Raw genomic sequence first — 16,576 nt, forward strand, 5'->3', positions numbered from 1 at the left:
AGGTCTCGTCAATCAGGGGGGCTTAGATGAAGAAGTCCAGGCGGAAGTAAACCGGGCGTTCCTTTTCGGTCAGCACGCCGGGGCGTTCCAGGCTGTGGGCGAAGGTCACGCTGGCGGCCAGGTGCTGGCCCCGTGCGAACAGCTCCAGCGAATGGCTGCTGGCTCGGCCGTGGTACTCGCCGTTGTAGCGGTCGTTGCGGATAACGCCGAGGTCGTAGCCCAGGCCCAGGCCATACTCGGCCACCAGCGGTTGCAAGGCCGGCCAGGTCACCGGGCGGGTCCAGCGCAGGTCGTTGCGCCAGTAGCCGCCGCTGTCGCCGGACAACGACTGGTCCTTCAGGCCGCGCACCGACGACAGCCCGCCGAGGCTGATGCGCTGCGGGCTGAACAGTACGTCCTCGCTGCGCTGGCCGGTGGCCAGGCTGCTGAAGCTCAGGCGCTCGCCGAACAGCTCGAAGCCCTGCACATAGCTGAGCGTGGCGCTGTACTTGCGGTAGCGCGCCACCGGCTCGCCCGGGGCCGGGTCGCCGTTGGCCTGGGCATCGAAGGCACCGATGCCGTCCTGCATGCCCAGGTTGAGGTTGACGAAGGCATTGCCCAGGCGCCGGCCATGGTTGATGCCGAACTGGGCCTCGCTCAGGCGGTTGCTGCTGGCCGCCAGGCGCGTGTCCTCGATGTAGTTGTTGGTACGCAGGTGGGCGACGCCGGCGCTGAGGGAGGTCTTGCTGGTGGCATCGCGGTGCACCACGCGCTCGGCGCGCAACTGGTGGCTCTGGCTGTCGCCGGTCTGCTTGAAGTCGAAGCCGCTGACCTGGGCCTTGGCGCGGTATTCGCTCTCGCTGTAGCTGTAGCTGAAGTTCCACCAGCCCCAGGGCACGCTGTAGGCCAGCACACCGTTGCTGGAGCCGATGGTGTGGTCACTGACCACGTCGTGGCCGCCACGCAGGATCAGCTGGTCGGCCAGGCCCAGCGGGCTGTCCCATTCCAGGCCGACATTGGCCGTCTGCTCGCCGGTGCTGCGCTGGCCTTCGTTGTTGCGCGACAGCGAGGCGCGCCAGGGCTTTTGCGAGGTATTGCGCACCAGCACCTCGCTGCCGCCGACCGCCTTGCCCGGGGTCAGCTCCATCTGCGCCTTGTTCGACGGCAGGCGGTTGAGCTGGTCGACCATCTGTTCGATTTGCCGCAGGTTCAGGCGCTGGCCGACATCACCGGGGAAGGCCATGGCCAGCTCGCGCTCGCTCAGGCCGCTGCCCTGATCGGGACGCAGCCCCTCCAGGCGCCCCTCCACCACCTGCACCTGCAAGTGGCCCGAGGACAGGTCCTGCTGTGGCAGGTAGGCGCGGCTGGTCACCAGGCCACGGCCGAGGTAGTGCTCGGTGATGGCCTTGAGCACGGCGTTGAGTTGGGGAACGCCCAGGCACTGGTCGATGAACGGCTTGAGCAGGGCATCGCGATCGGCGGCGGACAGGCTGTCGGCGCCCTTGAGCTCGATGGTGTGGATGGTGAAGCAGCGGGCGTCGGGCGCAGGTGGCTGCGCGGAGGGGAGCGCGGATTTGCCCGGCAAGGTGCGCAGCTCTTCCAGGCGGCGCTGCTGCTCCTGGAGCAGGCGGTCCTGGCGGTCGCGAATCAGGTCCTGATCACCGGGCGAGGCCGCGAGGGCGGTAGTGCCGGTAAAAGCCAACAGCAAGATGAACAGCGCTTTGCGAGGCGCCAGATGAACATGCGCCCGCATACCCACTCCCTGTAAAAATTCAGGGGGTGATACTATTGTGCCATCATTATCGCGTCAAATTTTTAACGCCAAAAATCGCCAAATAACCGACGAGCGGATCGCAATCCAGTCAATCATTATTCACCCGCACAACACATCCTCATTCGCCGCGGACTGGCTACCGGTACGGCAATCAAGTTCAAGCGTGTTGCAAGTGACGGGATGGACGTTGACCATCCGAAGGCTCTGCCAGAGAACGCCGACAGCGAGATGAGAAGCGCCTGCTGGCCCTGTAGGAGCGGCCTTGTGTCGCGAAAGGGCCGCAAAGCGGCCCCCGAATTGATGCATCAACGCTAATATCGCGGGGCTGCCATGCAGCCCTTTCGCGACACAAGGCCGCTCCTACAGGAGGAAGCGCATCGGCCTTATTCGGCCGCCGGCTTGCGCTTCTTCAGCGGCGCCAGGCCATCAGCGCTGGCCAGCGGTGCATTCGGCCGTGGCTTGGCGGTCGGCTTGCGCTTGGCCGCAGCCTTCTTCTCGCCGGTCTTCTTGTCGACCTTCTTCTTCTTGGCGCCCACCGCCTTGCCCGAGGCCTTGACCTTCTTCGGACCGTTGTAGGTGCCCTTCACTTCCTTGATCACCCGGCGCTCGAACTGCTGCTTGAGGTAGCGCTCGATGCTGGACATCAGGTTCCAGTCATTGTGGGTGATCAGCGAGATCGCCAGGCCTTCGCCGCCGGCACGGCCGGTACGGCCGACGCGGTGCACGTATTCGTCGCCGCTGCGCGGCATGTCGAAGTTGATCACCAGGTCCAGGCCGTCGATGTCCAGGCCGCGGGCCGCCACGTCGGTGGCCACCAGCACCTTGGAGCTGCCCTGCTTGAAGCGCTCGATGGCCAGCTTGCGGTCCTTCTGGTCCTTCTCGCCGTGCAGCACGAAGGCCTTCACGTCCTTGGCCACCAGGTGGCCGTAGATGCGGTCGGCCAGGGCGCGGGTGTTGGTGAAGATGATCGCCTTGTCGAAGGTCTCGTTGGCCAGCAGCCACTGCACGATGGCTTCCTTGTGCTGGTCGTGGTCGGCGGTGATGATCTGCTGGCGGGTACCTTCGGCCAGCTGCGAGACACTGTTGAGCATCAGGTGCTCAGGGTCTTTCAGGACCTTGCCGATGATGTCGCGCAGGGCCGCGCCGCCGGTGGTGGCGGAGAACAGCAGGGTCTGCTCGCGGTTCTCGCACTCCTTGCACAGGCGCTCCATGTCTTCGGCGAAGCCCATGTCGAGCATGCGGTCGGCTTCGTCGAGGATCATCACCTGCACGTGGGACAGGTCGAGGTTGCCGGCATTGAGGTGCTCGAGCAGGCGGCCCGGGGTGCCGATCAGCACGTCCGGCACCTTGCGCAGCATGGCGGCCTGTTCCTTGAAGTCTTCACCACCGGTGACCAGGCCGGCCTTGATGTAGGTGAACTGCGAGAACAGCTGCACTTGCTTGAGGGTCTGCTGGGCCAGCTCGCGGGTCGGCAGCAGGATCAGCGAGCGGATTTCGACGCGCCCGCCTTTGAGGTCGACCAGGCGGTTGAGCAGCGGCAGGACGAAGGCCGCGGTCTTGCCGCTGCCGGTCTGCGCGGTCACACGCAGGTCGCGCCCTTGCAGGGCCAGGGGGATGGCCGCGGCCTGCACCGGGGTCGGCTCGACGAATTTAAGCTCGGCCACGGCTTTCAGCAGGCGTTCATGCAGGGCGAATTGGGAGAACACGGAGGTAACCTCAGGCAAGTGCGGGAAATTCAGTTGCATAGGGTAACGTTTTCTGCCGCCGGAGCCGAATTTCTTTTGGCAACTTCGTCGGTTTACGCGCTCTAATGGCGCTTCGTTTCGCTGTAAAAGACCGGTTTACAAGCTTATGGACATCCAACGCATCTGGCGTGACAGCCTCGACCTGTGGGGCACCCTCGACCAACATCCACTGCTGCACGCCTCGATTGGCCTGGCCGTGCTGCTGCTGATTTCCCTGGTGCTCGGCCGCCTGGCACGCTTCCTGGTACTGCACAGCGCCCGCCTGCTGGCCCGGCAGACGGCGCTGAAGTGGCTCGACGACCTGCGCCACAACAAGGTATTCCACCGTCTGGCCCAGACCGTTCCGTCGCTGGTGCTGCAATTTGGCCTGAAACTGGTGCCGGAGCTGTCCGAGACCAGCCAGCACTTCCTCGGCAACGTCGCCCTGGCCTTCACCCTGCTGTTCATGACCCTGGCCCTGTCGTGCCTGCTCGACGCCCTGCTGGACATCTACGCCCGCACCGAACACGCCCGCACCCGCTCGATCAAGGGCTACGTGCAACTGGCCAAGATGATGCTGTGGATCTTCGCCTCCATCGTCATCGTCGCCACCCTGATCGACCGCTCGCCGCTGTTGCTGCTGTCGGGTTTGGGTGCGATGTCGGCGGTGCTGCTGTTGGTGTACAAGGACACCCTGCTGTCGTTCGTCGCCAGCGTGCAACTGACCAGCAACGACATGCTGCACGTGGGCGACTGGATCGAGATGCCGCAGGTGGGTGCCGATGGTGATGTGGTGGATATCACGCTCCACACTGTGAAGGTGCAGAACTTCGATAAAACCATCGTCTCGATCCCTACCTGGCGCCTGATGAGCGAGTCGTTTCGCAACTACCGCGGCATGCAGCAGTCGGGTGGGCGGCGGATCAAGCGCAGCCTGTTCATCGACGCCGCCGGGGTGCGCTTCCTCACCCACGACGAGGAACAGCGCCTGAGCCAGGTGAAACTGCTGGGCGACTACCTGGCCGGCAAGCGCCAGGAACTGCTGGCCTGGAACGAGGCGCTGGGACCGGTGGCGGAGCTCTCGGCGAACCGGCGCAAGCTGACCAACATCGGTACCTTCCGGGCGTTTGCCCTGGCCTACCTGAAGAACCACCCCAACGTGCACCCGAACATGACCTGCATGGTGCGGCAGATGCAGACCACCGCTGAAGGCGTGCCGCTGGAGATCTACTGCTTTACCACCACCACGGTGTGGGCGGAGTACGAGCGGATTCAGGGGGATGTGTTCGATTACCTGCTGGCGGTTTTGCCGGAGTTTGGGTTGAGTCTGTATCAGCAGCCGAGTGGCAATGACATGCGGGTGGGGTTGGCTGGACGGGGGGTGGAGCCGGTTTCGCGGCGGGTGGAAGAGATGGGTGAGGTTTGAGATTGTTGGGGCTGCTTTGCAGCCCTTTCGCGACACAAGGCCGCTCCTACAGGAGATCGCATTTCCCTGTAGGAGCGGCCTTGTGTCGCGAAAGGGCCGCAGAGCGGCCCCAGATCAGCCCGCATAACCCAGCAGGTAAAGCAGCCCGGTCAGAGTCACCAGGGACGCCACGGTCGACAACAGGATCGTCCGCGAAATCAGCCCCGCCTCGCGGTTGTAGTACTCCGCCAACATGAATGGCCCGGTCCCGGTCGGCAGCGCTGCCAGCAACACCGCCGAGGCCGCCCACATGGTCGGCAGGCTGAACACCTTGAACGCCAATACCCAGGTCAACGCCGGCTGCCCGACCAGCTTCAACGCCACCAGCGGCCACGGACTGGCTTGCGAGCCGGTACGCTTCTCGGCCAGGAACGCTCCCAGCGAGATCAGCGCACACGGCGTGGTGGCCAACGCCAGCATGTCGAGAAAATGCATCACCGGCTCGGCCAGCCCCAATCCACCCATGGCCCAGGCCGCCCCCGCCAGCGGCGAAATCACCAGCGGGTTCTTCGCCAATGCCTTGCTCACCAACAGGATCGCACGGCCAATCTGCCGCTCCTCCTGCAGGCCGATCTCGATCAGCGTCAGGGAAATCGCGAACACCAGGCAGACCACGATCAGCGAGGAGATCAGCGCCGGCTGCAAGCCCGGCTGGCCAAACAGCAGCAGGCACAGGGGAATGCCGATGTAGCCAGTATTCGCGTAACCGGCGCTGAGCCCGTCGATGCTCGCCGCCACCAGACCATGGCCGCTGTACAGGCGCCAAGCCAGGGTGACGACGAACATCGCCAGCGCGCCGGCGCCGAAGGCGACGATGAAGCCCGGGTGCCAGATCTCGCTCCAGGTCGCCGTGGCGGTGACCTTGAACAGCAGCGCCGGCAGGCACAGCCAGACCACCATCTTGTTGATTTCGGCGGCGGCCTTGTCGCCCAGCTTGTCTGTCTTGCGGCAGAGGAAGCCGACCAGGATCAGGGCGAAGATCGGCGCGACGATGACAATGATGGTATGCATGTCAGGCCTTGCCCGCCACCGGCGCCGTGGTGCGGTTGCCCAGACGGCTCAGCCATACCGACGCGAGGATGATCGCACCGCCGAGCAGCAGCCGCCCCAGGGGCTCGTCGCGGTTCCAGATAAGCAGGTTCAACAGCAGCCCGACCGGCACATGCAGGTTGTTCATCACCGCCAGGGTGCCGCCAGAGACCAGGCACGCCCCCTTGTTCCACCAGTACAGGCCCAGCGCCGTCGGGCACAGGCCGAGGAACAGCAGCACCAGCCATTGCACGTCGGTAGTGGGCAGGTGCTGGGCGTTGCCGAACATCAGGAAGGCTGGCAGCACGACGATCAGCGCGCCCAGGTAGAAGTAGCCGAAGCGCTTGTAGTGCGGCAGGTCGCTGGGGTGGCGAGCGACCAGGTGGCGGTACAGCACCTGGCCCGCGGCGTAGGTGAAGTTGGCCAGTTGCAGCAGCAGGAAGCCGACGAAGAAGTCGCCTGTGATGCTGTCGAAGCGGATCACCCCGGCGCCGGCCACGGCCACCAGGGCGGCGAGCAGCGCCCAGGCATTGAAACGGCGGTTCAGGGCGTCTTCGATCAGGGTCACGTGCAGCGGCGTGAGGATGGTGAACAGCAGCACCTCCGGCACGGTCAGCACGCGGAAGCTCAGGTACAGGCACACATAGGTGATGCCGTACTGCAGCGCGCCGATCAGCAGCATCGAGCGCAGGAAGCGCGGCTCGACCTGGCGCCAGCGGGTCAGCGGCAGGAACACCAGGCCGGCCAGCACCACGCGGGCGAGCACGGCGAAGTAGCTGTCGACGTGGCCGGCCAGGTATTCGCCGATCACGTTGAAGGAAAACGCCTGGATCAGCGCGACGATTATCAGGTAGCCCATGGTTGCCTCTCGTGAATCAAGGGCGCGACCTTAGCGGGTGCGGCCCTGGTGTTCAACCATGAGGAATGTGGGGGCTGTGACGGCCCTTTCGCGGGTAAACCCGCTCCCACAGGGATATCACAACATTCAAAACCTGTGCTGAACCTGTGGGAGCGGGTTTACCCGCGAAAGGGCCGGCACAAGCAATAGCAGAATGGCAGGCATAAAAAAGCCCGGCCATCAGGCCGGGCAGGTACACCCAAAGGAGCTGAAACAGGTGTCAGGGTTGGGAATTCTTTGCGCCTCAGGCCACTGCGGCCAGCTTGGCCTTGGCCTGGTTCAGGCCCTTCTCGTGGAACTCGCCGCTCATGTTCAGGCCTTCGGCATGGATGAAGTTCACATCGTGGATGCCGATGAAGGCCATCACCTGGCGCAGGTACGGTTCCTGGTGGTCGCTGGTGGCGCCGGCGTGGATGCCGCCACGGGCGGTCAGGACGATGGCGCGCTTGCCGGTCAGCAGGCCTTGCGGGCCGGTCGGGGTGTACTTGAAGGTGATGCCGGCACGCAGCACGTGGTCCAGCCAGGCCTTGAGGGTGCTCGGGATGGTGAAGTTGTACATCGGCGCGGCCATCACCAACACGTCGGCGGCCAGCACTTCATCGGTCAGTTCGTTGGAACGGGCCAGGGCTTCCAGTTCGGCGGCGCTGCGCTGTTCTTCAGGCTTCATCCAGCCACCGAGCAGGTTGGCGTCCAGGTGTGGCACCGGGTTCACCGCCAGGTCGCGTACGGTGATCTGGTCAGCCGGGTGCGCGGCCTGCCACTGCTGGATGAAGTCACGGGTCAGTTGACGGGAAACGGAATCCTGCTGGCGGGCGCTGCTTTCGATGATCAGTACGCGGGACATGGGTGCCTCCATCGGCAAAAAGGGGTGCGATTCGATGGAGGTGAGATTAAGGCTTGACCTATCGATTAAAAAGCGTAAAAAGTGGGTTCAATCTATCGATTAATCCGTTTTATTGCGCTTTGCAGTCCAGCGCGATGCGCAGCTTGATGATCTGCCGGTTGAACTTGGCCGTGACATTCACGCTTTTGCCGGCCGGCACATTCACCCGGCGCACCCGTGGCGCCTCGGGGCCATTGCGGAACGTCACCTTGCAGGCCGCCGGCACTTGCCCATAGTTGTTGAGGGTTATGGCACCGATGTCGTAGGCGGTGTCGTCGGCGTTGTAGTCCAGCTGGACCCCGTCCACGGTCTTCTCCACATCGATGGGGTAAGCCATGGCCCCAAGGGGCAGGCACATCAGTATTGCCGCACAATATTTCTTCACGGGGCGCTCTCCTTGAAAGAGCGCAGCTTAGGACAACAGGAGCCAAACATGAAAGCGCCGCGCGTGACCCTGGATCAATGGCGGACCCTGCAGGCAGTGGTCGACCATGGCGGGTTTGCCCAGGCCGCCGAAGCCCTGCACCGCTCGCAGTCTTCGGTCAGCTACACCGTGGCGCGCATGCAGGAACAGCTGGGCGTGCCGCTGCTGCGCATCGATGGCCGCAAGGCCGTGCTGACCGAGGCCGGCAACGTGCTGCTGCGCCGCTCGCGGCACCTGGTCAAGCAGGCCAGCCAGCTCGAAGACCTGGCCCACCACATGGAGCAAGGCTGGGAAGCCGAAGTGCGCCTGGTGGTCGATGCCGCCTACCCCAGCGCCCGCCTGGTGCGCGCCCTGGCCGCGTTCATGCCGCAGAGCCGCGGCTGCCGGGTGCGCTTGCGCGAGGAAGTGTTGTCCGGCGTCGAGGAAGTGATGCACGAAGGCATCGCCGACCTGGCCATCAGCAGCTACAGCATCGGCGGCTACCTGGGCAGCGAGCTCAGCGCCGTGGAGTTCATCGCCGTCGCCCACCCCGAACACAGCCTGCACCGCCTGGGGCGCGAGATCACCTTCCAGGACCTGGAAAGCCAGTTGCAGGTGGTGATCCGCGACTCCGGCCGCGCCCAGCCGCGCGACGTCGGCTGGCTCGGCGCCGAACAGCGCTGGACGGTCGGCAGCCTGGGCACCGCCGCCACCTTCGTCGGCAGCGGCCTGGGCTTTGCCTGGCTGCCGCGGCACATGATCGAGCGCGAGCTGCGCGACGGCATCCTCAAGCCCCTGCCGCTGGATCAAGGTGGCAGTCGCCACCCACTGTTCTACCTTTATTCGAGCAAAGAGAAGACCCTGGGCCCGGCCACGCAGATCCTCATCGACCTGCTGCGCAATTTCGACACCGCGCCGCTGGACGTGCCCTTCGCAGCCCCCCCACAAGCCTGAGAGGACCGCGCCCATGGCCTATTTCGAACATGAAGGATGCTCGCTGCATTATCAGCAATACGGCCAGGGCGAACCCCTCGTGCTGCTGCACGGGCTGGGCTCGAGCAGCCAGGACTGGGAGCTGCAGATACCGGAACTGAGCCGCCACTACCGGGTGATCCTCATGGACATCCGCGGCCACGGCCGTTCCGACAAGCCCCGCGACGGTTACCAGATCGCCACCTTCAGCGAAGACCTGCTGGCCCTGCTCGAACACCTCGACACCGGCCCGGTGCACTTCGTCGGCCTGTCCATGGGCGGCATGGTCGGTTTCCAGTTCGCCGTCGACCACCCGCAATGGCTGCGCAGCCTGTGCATCGTCAACAGCGCCCCCGAGGTCAAGCGGCGCACCCGCAGCGACTGGATCTGGTGGCTCAAGCGCTGGGGCCTGGCGCGCATCCTCAGCGTCGAGGCGGTGGGCCAGGGCCTGGCCGCACGGCTGTTCCCCAAGCCCGGGCAAGCGGACTTGCGCAGGAAGATGGCCGAACGCTGGGCGCGCAACGACAAGCGCGCCTACCTCAAGAGCTTCGACGCCATCGTCGACTGGGGCGTGCAGGAACGCATCGGGCAGATCCGCTGTCCCACGCTGGTGATTGCCGCCGACCACGATTACACCCCGATACACCTCAAGGAACGCTACGTCGCCCTGATGGCCAACGCCAGGCTGGTGGTCATCGACGATTCCCGGCACGCTACACCCCTCGATCAACCCGAGGTCTTCAACCAGACCCTGCTGCAGTTCCTCGCAGCCGCTTCCACCTCTCAAGGATCATTGAGCCCATGCTGAAAAAACTCCTGCTCACCGCCTGCTCGGTCGCCTTCGCCAGCAGCGTCATGGCTTCCGACAAGACCCCGCACGTCCAGCTGGACACCAGCTTCGGCCAGGTCACCATCGAGCTCAATGCAGAAAAAGCGCCGATCAGTACCAAGAATTTCCTGGCATACGTCGACAGCGGTTTCTACAACAATACGATCTTCCACCGCGTGATCCCCGGCTTCATGGTCCAGGGCGGCGGCTTCACAGACCAGATGGTGCAGAAAGACACCAAGGATCCGATCAGGAACGAGGCCAGCAACGGCCTGCAGAACACCCGCGGCACCCTGTCCATGGCCCGCACCTCGAACCCGAACTCGGCCACCAGCCAGTTCTTCATCAACGTGGCCGACAACGATTTCCTCAACCCGGGCCGCGACGCCGGTTACGCGGTGTTCGGCAAGGTGACCCAGGGCATGGAAGTGGTCGACCAGATCGTCAACTCGCCAACCACGGTGAAAAAAGGCATGCGCGATGTCCCGGCCGACCCGGTGTACATCAAGTCCGCCAAACGCATCGACTGACCGCAGGCTTCACAGGGACGTGAAACCACCTGAGGGTCGGGTCGCACAGGAGTCTTGTCACCCATGCTGTACCGCCGTTTCGAGCAACTGATCGATATTTTCCGCGACGCGCCCAGCGAGTCACCACCCAGCCAGGTCTGGCCGTTCTACCTGTACTACCTGCGCCAGGTCTGGCCGAGCTTTCTCGCCTTGCTGGTGGTCGGCCTGTTCGCCTCGCTGATCGAGGTGGCGATGTTCAGCTACCTCAGCCGCATCATCGACCTGGCCCAGGGCACGCCCAACGCCAACTTCTTCAGCGAGCACAGCGGCGAGCTGATCTGGATGCTGGTGGTCATCCTGCTGCTGCGGCCGGTGTTCTTCGGCCTGCACGACCTGCTGGTGCACCAGACCATCAACCCCGGCATGACCAGCCTGATCCGCTGGCAAAACCATACCTACGTGCTCAAGCAGAGCCTGAACTTCTTCCAGAGCGACTTCGCCGGGCGCATCGCCCAGCGCATCATGCAGACCGGCAACTCGCTGCGCGATTCGGCGGTGCAGGCGGTGGACGCGCTGTGGCACGTGCTGATCTACGCCATCACCTCGCTGGTGCTGTTCGCCGAGGCCGACTGGCGGCTGATGCTGCCGCTGCTGGTGTGGATCGGCGGCTACGTCGCCGCGCTGTTCTACTTCGTGCCCAGGGTGAAGGAGCGTTCGGTGGTGTCCTCCGACGCCCGCTCCAAGCTGATGGGGCGCATCGTCGACGGCTACACCAACATCGCAACCCTCAAGCTGTTCGCCCACACCGACTTCGAGCAGCAGTACGCCCGCGAAGCGATCAGCGAACAGACCGAGAAAACCCAGCTGGCCTCGCGCGTGGTCACCAGCATGGACGTGGTCATCACCACCCTCAACGGCCTGCTGGTGGTGACCACCACGGGCCTGGCGCTGTGGCTGTGGAGCCAGTCGCTGATCACCGTCGGCGCCATCGCCCTGGCCACCGGCCTGGTGATCCGCATCGTCAACATGTCGGGCTGGATCATGTGGGTGGTCAACGGCATCTTCGAGAACATCGGCATGGTCCAGGACGGCCTGCAGACCATCGCCCAGCCGGTCACCGTCACCGACAAGCCCCAGGCCCCGGCACTCAAGGTCAGCCGCGGCGCGGTGCGCTTCGATGACGTGGACTTCCACTACGGCAAGGCCGCCAACGTGATCGAAGGGCTCGACCTGGACATCCGCCCCGGCGAGAAGATCGGCCTGATCGGCCCGTCCGGTGCCGGCAAGTCGACCCTGGTCAACCTGCTGCTGCGCCTGTACGACGTGCAGGGCGGGCGCATCCTGATCGATGGCCAGGACATCGCCGAGGTCAGCCAGGCCAGCCTGCGCGCGCAGATCGGCATGATCACCCAGGACACCTCGCTGCTGCACCGCTCGATCCGCGACAACCTGCTGTATGGCCGCCCGGAGGCCACGGAGGCGGAACTGCGCGAAGCCGTGCGCCGGGCGCGGGCCGACGAGTTCATCCCGCAGCTGTCCGATGCCCAGGGCCGCACCGGGTTCGATGCCCATGTCGGCGAGCGCGGCGTGAAGCTCTCGGGTGGCCAGCGCCAGCGCATCGCGATTGCCCGGGTGCTGCTGAAGAATGCGCCGATCCTGATCATGGACGAGGCGACCTCGGCGCTGGACTCGGAGGTCGAAGCCGCGATCCAGGAAAGCCTGGAGACGCTGATGCAGGGCAAGACCGTGATCGCCATCGCCCACCGGCTGTCGACCATCGCCCGGATGGACCGGCTGGTGGTGCTGGACAAGGGGCGCATCGTCGAGAGTGGCAGCCACAGTGAGCTGCTGGAGCACCGGGGGTTGTATGCCCGCTTGTGGCATCACCAGACCGGGGGGTTTGTCGGGGTCGACTAAAACCTGTGCCGGCCTCTTCGCGGGTAAACCCGCTCCCACAGGGCTGCGGTGATCTTTGTGGGAGCGGGTTTACCCGCGAAGAGGCCGGCACAGGCAATAGAGACTTCAACCCTTGCGGTAGGGCAGCATCTCCCTGGCCTCTTCGGCATACCCCCGCACCCCTTCCCGCTCCTGAACCAGGAATTCCTCCACCGCCCGCCGCAACCCTGGGTGCAGCAGGTAATGCCACGACCGCGTCAGCACCGGCTCGAACCCGCGAATCAGCTTGTGCTCCCCCTGGGCCCCGGCATCGAAACGCTGCAACCCTTCGGCAATCGCAAAGTCCATGCCCTGGTAGAAACAGGTCTCGAAGTGCAGCCGGTCGAACTCATCCAGGCAACCCCAGTAACGACCGAACAGGCTGTCACCACCCACCAGGCTCAAGGCCATGGCCACGTCGCGCCCCGCCTGGCGTGCCATCACCACCCGCACCGCCTCGGGCATGCGCGCGGCCAGCAGGCTGAAGAATTCCCGCGTCAGGTAGGGCGCACGTCGGCGTACCGCGTAGGTATTGGCGTAGCAGCGGTAGACGAAATCCCACTGCGCCTCGATCAGTTCATCGCCCCGGTACCAGCGAAAATCGATGCCCTGCCCCGCCACCTGCTCGCGCTCCTTGCGCATCTGCTTGCGCTTGCGTGAGGCGAGGCTGTCGAGAAAGTCCTGGAAGTCGCGGTAGCCCCGGTTGCGCCAATGGAACTGGCAACCCAGGCGCTCCAGCCAGCCCGGCAGGCCAGCCATCTGCGCATCCAGTTGTGGGTCGGTGAAATTGATGTGCGCACTCGACAAGCCGCCCTTGCCCAGGTACTCGGGCAGCGCCTGCAGCACCAACAGGCCATCGGCCGGGTCGCTGGCCAGCAGCCGTGGGCCGCTGACCGGGCTGAACGGCACGGCGCCGAGCAGCTTGGGGTAGTAGGCGATGCCGGCACGCTCGCAGGCATCGGCCCAACCATGATCGAACACGTACTCGCCGTAGGAATGCCACTTGCGGTAGGCCGGCAGCAGCGCCCGCACCTGGCCGTCACGCTCCAGCACCAGGTGCTCGGCCGCCCAACCGGTATTGGGCGCGACGCTGCCGCTGTCCTCCATGGCACTGAGGAAGGCATGACGCAGGAACGGCTCGCCGGCAGGCACCAGGGCATCCCAGGTGGCCGCCGGCAGGTCACGCAGATGGGCAAGGCTGTAGAGGCTGGTCACGGTTTCGGCTCTCCCTTCAAGGCCACCAGTATCGGGGAATTGCGGCCCTTCACTCAAATGCCGATTGCCGCGCCGAACCCTTTTATTCTCAATTACTTAACAACAGTGCCACTAATTAGACATTATTCTGTCATTCGCCCCCGCAATACTTGCGCCTGTTTTCCGGAACCCCAGAACCTGTCTACTCAGGCCCTTTCCGAAGACATGCCAACACGGGGGCAGGCGTTTGAGCCTCCCCGAATCTTTTCAGTAGGGAGAACCTTATGCGTCTTGTTTCTACACTTACCGGAGTGAGCCTCACCGGCATGATGCTGGCTCTGAGTACTCCGGCCAGTGCGGCCGTCGACGCCAAGCTGCTCGAAATGCTCCGCGCCAACGGCTCGATCAACCAGGCGCAGTACAACGAACTGCAGGGCGACCTGGCCCAGGAAACCAAGGAAAAGGCCGCGCAGAAAGCTCAGTCCGACCGTATGAGCTCTTTCGAACAGAAAGTGGCATGGGCCGCCAAGACCCAGATCAAGGGTGATGTGCGCCTGCGTTACGAAGACGTCAATGTCGACGACCCGATCTCCCGCAGCCCGAACCAGGACCGCGAACGCGTCCGCGCTCGTGTCGGCTTCTACAGCGAGATCAACCCGCAGGTCGACGCCGGTATCCGTGTGGCCACCGGCAGCAGCGCCGATGCCCGCTCGACCAACCAGAGCCTGGACAACTACTTCGAGAAGAAAGCCCTGTGGGTCGACCTGGCCTACCTCGACTGGCACCCGACCGCCATCCCCAACCTGCACCTGATCGGCGGCAAGATGAACCAGCCGTGGGTGAGCATGGGCGACATCATCTGGGACAGCGACATCAACCCGGAAGGCGTGGCGGCTACCTACAAGACCAACCTCGGCGCCGCCGAAGTGTTCGGCAGCATCGGCCACTACAACCTGAAGGACAACGTCGACGGCGACGGCGTGCAGTACAAGCACGACGCTCAGCTGTACGCAGCCCAGCTGGGTACCAAGTTCAACGCGGCTGACACCGTCAAGGTCACCGTCGGTGCCAGCCTCTACGGCTACGACAACGACAAGGCTTCGGCGCTGCTGCGCTCGCTGGGCAACACCACCGACGAGTTCAACCTGGTGGAAGGCTTCGGTCAGGTCGACTTCACCGGCTTCGCCATCCCGCTGTCGGCTTATGGCCAGTACGTGAAGAACACCGAAAGCACCGACGGCAAGGACACCGCCTGGCTGGCCGGTCTGAAGACCAAGCTGGGTGCCTGGAGCCTGGACTACAACTACCGCGACGTACAGCGTAACGGTGTCGTGAGCCTGTTCACCGACTCCGACTTCGGCAACGGCTTCACCGGTTCCCGTGGTCACAAGTTCAAGGTCGGTTACGAAATCGACAAGAACTTCGCCCTGGGCGCGGCCTACCTGATGGCCAAGACCGACTACTCCAACCTGCCGAACAGCGATGCCAGCGTAGACACCCTGCAGGTAGACCTGGAAGCCAAGTTCTAAGCGACACGCTCCTCTGCTTCACTCTGCGGCGGGAAATGCTGACCCCATCCAGCATTTCCCGCCTTTTTTTGCCTGCCAGAAATGCATCCGGCCCCTTCGCGGGCAAGCCCGCTCCCACAGGATCACCACAACATCGAATATTGTGGTGATCCTGTGGGAGCGGGTTTACCCGCGAAGAGGCCGGTAAAATCGCTACAAACTTCAGCGTTTACGCAGAATCACGCTACCAATCGAATACCCCGCGCCAAACGAGCTCAACACGCCCAGCGACCCTGGCGCCAGGTCATCCTGGTACAAATGGAACGCAATCACCGACCCTGCCGAACTGGTATTGGCATAGCGGTCGAGAATCACCGGTGCCTCCTGCGCGTCCACCTCACGCCCCATCAGCTTCTTGACGATCAGGTGGTTCATGCTGAGGTTGGCCTGGTGCAGCCAGAAGCGCTTGACGTCGGACGGCTGCAGGTCGTTCTCGCCCAGGTGCACACCGATCAGCTCGGCGACCATCGGGCAGACTTCCTTGAACACCTTGCGCCCTTCCTGCACGAACAGTTTGTCGCGGGCGTCGATGCCCTCTTCCGCCGCGCGGTTGAGGAAGCCGAAGTTGTTGCGGATGTTGTTGGAGAATGCGGTCTTCAACTTGGTGCCGAGGACGTCGAACTGGTGCGCCGAAGTGGCCAGGTCAGCACGCTCGACCAGCACCGCGGTGGCGGCATCACCAAAGATGAAGTGGCTGTCGCGGTCACGGAAGTTCAGGTGCCCGGTGCAGATTTCCGGACTGACCACCAGCACGGCCCGGGACTGGCCCAGTTGCACGCTGTTGGCAGCGGTCTGGATGCCGAAGGTGGCCGATGAGCAAGCCACGTTCATGTCGAAGGCGAAACCGTCGATGCCCAGTGCCTGCTGCACTTCGATGGCGATGGCCGGGTACGGGCGCTGCAGGTTGGAGCAGGCGACGATCACCCCGTCGACATCGGCTGGGCTGCGACCGGCGCGTTCCAGGGCCTGGCGTGCGGCGGCCACGCCCATTTCGCAGAGGATCGACTGCTCGTCATTGGAACGCTCCGGCAGGCGCGGCTTCATGCGCTGCGGGTCGAGAATGCCGGCCTTGTCCATGACGAAGCGGCTCTTGATGCCCGAGGCCTTTTCGATGAAGGCCGCGTCGGATACCGGTGCCGCTTCGACTTCGCCGCGCTCGATGGCGGCGGCGTTGTCCTGGTTGTACTGCTGCGACCAGGCGTTGAAGGAGGCCACCAGTTCTTCGTTGGAGATGCTCTGGGCCGGGGTATACAGGCCGGTGCCGCTGATCACGACGTTGTGCACGATCGATCCTCTGCTCAAAGGCCATCGCCGTGGGCGCTGGCTGGGAAATTGACAGAACAATGGCACTTTAGTGCCAGTTTAAGGGCGAGGGCTGAGCCCTCGTTCGCGGGTAAACCCGCTCCCACAAAAA

The 16,576-nt window shown here is 64.2% G+C and carries 14 protein-coding genes; 6 read left to right on the forward strand and 8 right to left on the reverse strand.

Annotated features, from left to right (window positions below; genetic code table 11):
- Positions 1-22 precede the first annotated feature (22 nt).
- Together ACIP21_RS15475 and ACIP21_RS15480 are read right to left on the reverse strand one after the other, a co-directional pair.
- A complete protein-coding gene (locus tag ACIP21_RS15475; protein WP_400688941.1) occupies positions 23-1,732 on the reverse strand; it encodes a ShlB/FhaC/HecB family hemolysin secretion/activation protein in 1,710 nt (569 codons plus the stop codon).
- A 404-nt stretch (positions 1,733-2,136) separates the two neighbouring features.
- Positions 2,137-3,498, reverse strand: coding sequence for a DEAD/DEAH box helicase (locus ACIP21_RS15480; protein WP_400688944.1), 1,362 nt, complete (start codon positions 3,496-3,498; stop codon positions 2,137-2,139).
- 106 nt (positions 3,499-3,604) lie between these two features.
- Between ACIP21_RS15480 and ACIP21_RS15485 the strand changes: the two genes are divergently transcribed.
- Positions 3,605-4,903: a mechanosensitive ion channel family protein gene (locus ACIP21_RS15485; protein WP_400688947.1), complete on the forward strand. Its 1,299-nt coding sequence runs from the start codon at positions 3,605-3,607 to the stop codon at positions 4,901-4,903.
- Positions 4,904-5,017: 114 nt separating this feature from the next.
- Here the strand turns inward: ACIP21_RS15485 and ACIP21_RS15490 are convergent, their stop codons facing one another.
- The 4 genes from ACIP21_RS15490 to ACIP21_RS15505 form a co-directional block, all read right to left on the reverse strand.
- Positions 5,018-5,953, reverse strand: coding sequence for an AEC family transporter (locus tag ACIP21_RS15490; RefSeq protein WP_400688950.1), 936 nt, complete (start codon positions 5,951-5,953; stop codon positions 5,018-5,020).
- Position 5,954: 1 nt separating this feature from the next.
- Positions 5,955-6,830 (reverse strand): carboxylate/amino acid/amine transporter, encoded by an 876-nt coding sequence (locus tag ACIP21_RS15495; protein ID WP_400688952.1) that lies wholly within the window; start codon positions 6,828-6,830, stop codon positions 5,955-5,957.
- Positions 6,831-7,113: 283 nt separating this feature from the next.
- A complete protein-coding gene (locus ACIP21_RS15500; RefSeq protein WP_400688954.1) occupies positions 7,114-7,713 on the reverse strand; it encodes an FMN-dependent NADH-azoreductase in 600 nt (199 codons plus the stop codon).
- A gap of 109 nt (positions 7,714-7,822) precedes the next feature.
- A complete protein-coding gene (locus tag ACIP21_RS15505) occupies positions 7,823-8,137 on the reverse strand; it encodes a 3-phosphoglycerate kinase (protein WP_400688957.1) in 315 nt (104 codons plus the stop codon).
- Positions 8,138-8,185: 48 nt separating this feature from the next.
- Here ACIP21_RS15505 and ACIP21_RS15510 point away from each other — a divergent pair, with 48 nt between their 5' ends.
- The 4 genes from ACIP21_RS15510 (at position 8,186) to ACIP21_RS15525 (ending at position 12,382) form a co-directional block, all read left to right on the forward strand.
- Positions 8,186-9,109 carry a LysR family transcriptional regulator gene (locus tag ACIP21_RS15510; RefSeq protein ID WP_400688960.1) on the forward strand — a complete coding sequence of 308 codons (924 nt, stop codon included), beginning with the start codon at positions 8,186-8,188 and terminating at the stop codon, positions 9,107-9,109.
- 13 nt (positions 9,110-9,122) lie between these two features.
- Entirely contained in the window at positions 9,123-9,935 is an 813-nt protein-coding gene (locus tag ACIP21_RS15515; protein ID WP_400688962.1) for an alpha/beta fold hydrolase, read from the forward strand.
- A complete protein-coding gene (locus tag ACIP21_RS15520) occupies positions 9,929-10,486 on the forward strand; it encodes a peptidylprolyl isomerase (RefSeq protein WP_400688965.1) in 558 nt (185 codons plus the stop codon). The genes ACIP21_RS15515 and ACIP21_RS15520 overlap by 7 nt, the downstream gene beginning before the upstream one ends.
- A 63-nt stretch (positions 10,487-10,549) precedes the next feature.
- Positions 10,550-12,382 (forward strand): ABC transporter ATP-binding protein, encoded by a 1,833-nt coding sequence (locus tag ACIP21_RS15525; RefSeq protein WP_400688967.1) that lies wholly within the window; start codon positions 10,550-10,552, stop codon positions 12,380-12,382.
- A gap of 105 nt (positions 12,383-12,487) precedes the next feature.
- On the opposite strand, the gene ACIP21_RS15530 is transcribed toward ACIP21_RS15525, so the two are convergent.
- Positions 12,488-13,615: a GNAT family N-acetyltransferase gene (locus ACIP21_RS15530; protein ID WP_400688970.1), complete on the reverse strand. Its 1,128-nt coding sequence runs from the start codon at positions 13,613-13,615 to the stop codon at positions 12,488-12,490.
- 263 nt (positions 13,616-13,878) lie between these two features.
- On the opposite strand from ACIP21_RS15530, the gene ACIP21_RS15535 reads away from it, so the two are divergent.
- Entirely contained in the window at positions 13,879-15,123 is a 1,245-nt protein-coding gene (locus tag ACIP21_RS15535) for a putative porin (protein ID WP_400688973.1), read from the forward strand.
- A gap of 201 nt (positions 15,124-15,324) precedes the next feature.
- Here the strand turns inward: ACIP21_RS15535 and ACIP21_RS15540 are convergent, their stop codons facing one another.
- Positions 15,325-16,446 carry a beta-ketoacyl-ACP synthase III gene (locus ACIP21_RS15540; RefSeq protein WP_400688976.1) on the reverse strand — a complete coding sequence of 374 codons (1,122 nt, stop codon included), beginning with the start codon at positions 16,444-16,446 and terminating at the stop codon, positions 15,325-15,327.
- Positions 16,447-16,576 lie beyond the last annotated feature (130 nt).

The organism is Pseudomonas sp. NPDC089401 (genome assembly GCF_044749485.1).
GTDB lineage: Bacteria > Pseudomonadota > Gammaproteobacteria > Pseudomonadales > Pseudomonadaceae > Aquipseudomonas.

Coding starts and splice junctions, on each gene's coding strand:
- ACIP21_RS15475 (WP_400688941.1), bottom strand. CDS start 1,732: ATGCGGGCGCATGTTCATCTGGCGCCTCGCAAAGCGCTGTTCATCTTG.
- ACIP21_RS15480 (WP_400688944.1), bottom strand. CDS start 3,498: ATGCAACTGAATTTCCCGCACTTGCCTGAGGTTACCTCCGTGTTCTCC.
- ACIP21_RS15485 (WP_400688947.1), top strand. CDS start 3,605: ATGGACATCCAACGCATCTGGCGTGACAGCCTCGACCTGTGGGGCACC.
- ACIP21_RS15490 (WP_400688950.1), bottom strand. CDS start 5,953: ATGCATACCATCATTGTCATCGTCGCGCCGATCTTCGCCCTGATCCTG.
- ACIP21_RS15495 (WP_400688952.1), bottom strand. CDS start 6,830: ATGGGCTACCTGATAATCGTCGCGCTGATCCAGGCGTTTTCCTTCAAC.
- ACIP21_RS15500 (WP_400688954.1), bottom strand. CDS start 7,713: ATGTCCCGCGTACTGATCATCGAAAGCAGCGCCCGCCAGCAGGATTCC.
- ACIP21_RS15510 (WP_400688960.1), top strand. CDS start 8,186: ATGAAAGCGCCGCGCGTGACCCTGGATCAATGGCGGACCCTGCAGGCA.
- ACIP21_RS15515 (WP_400688962.1), top strand. CDS start 9,123: ATGGCCTATTTCGAACATGAAGGATGCTCGCTGCATTATCAGCAATAC.
- ACIP21_RS15520 (WP_400688965.1), top strand. CDS start 9,929: ATGCTGAAAAAACTCCTGCTCACCGCCTGCTCGGTCGCCTTCGCCAGC.
- ACIP21_RS15525 (WP_400688967.1), top strand. CDS start 10,550: ATGCTGTACCGCCGTTTCGAGCAACTGATCGATATTTTCCGCGACGCG.
- ACIP21_RS15535 (WP_400688973.1), top strand. CDS start 13,879: ATGCGTCTTGTTTCTACACTTACCGGAGTGAGCCTCACCGGCATGATG.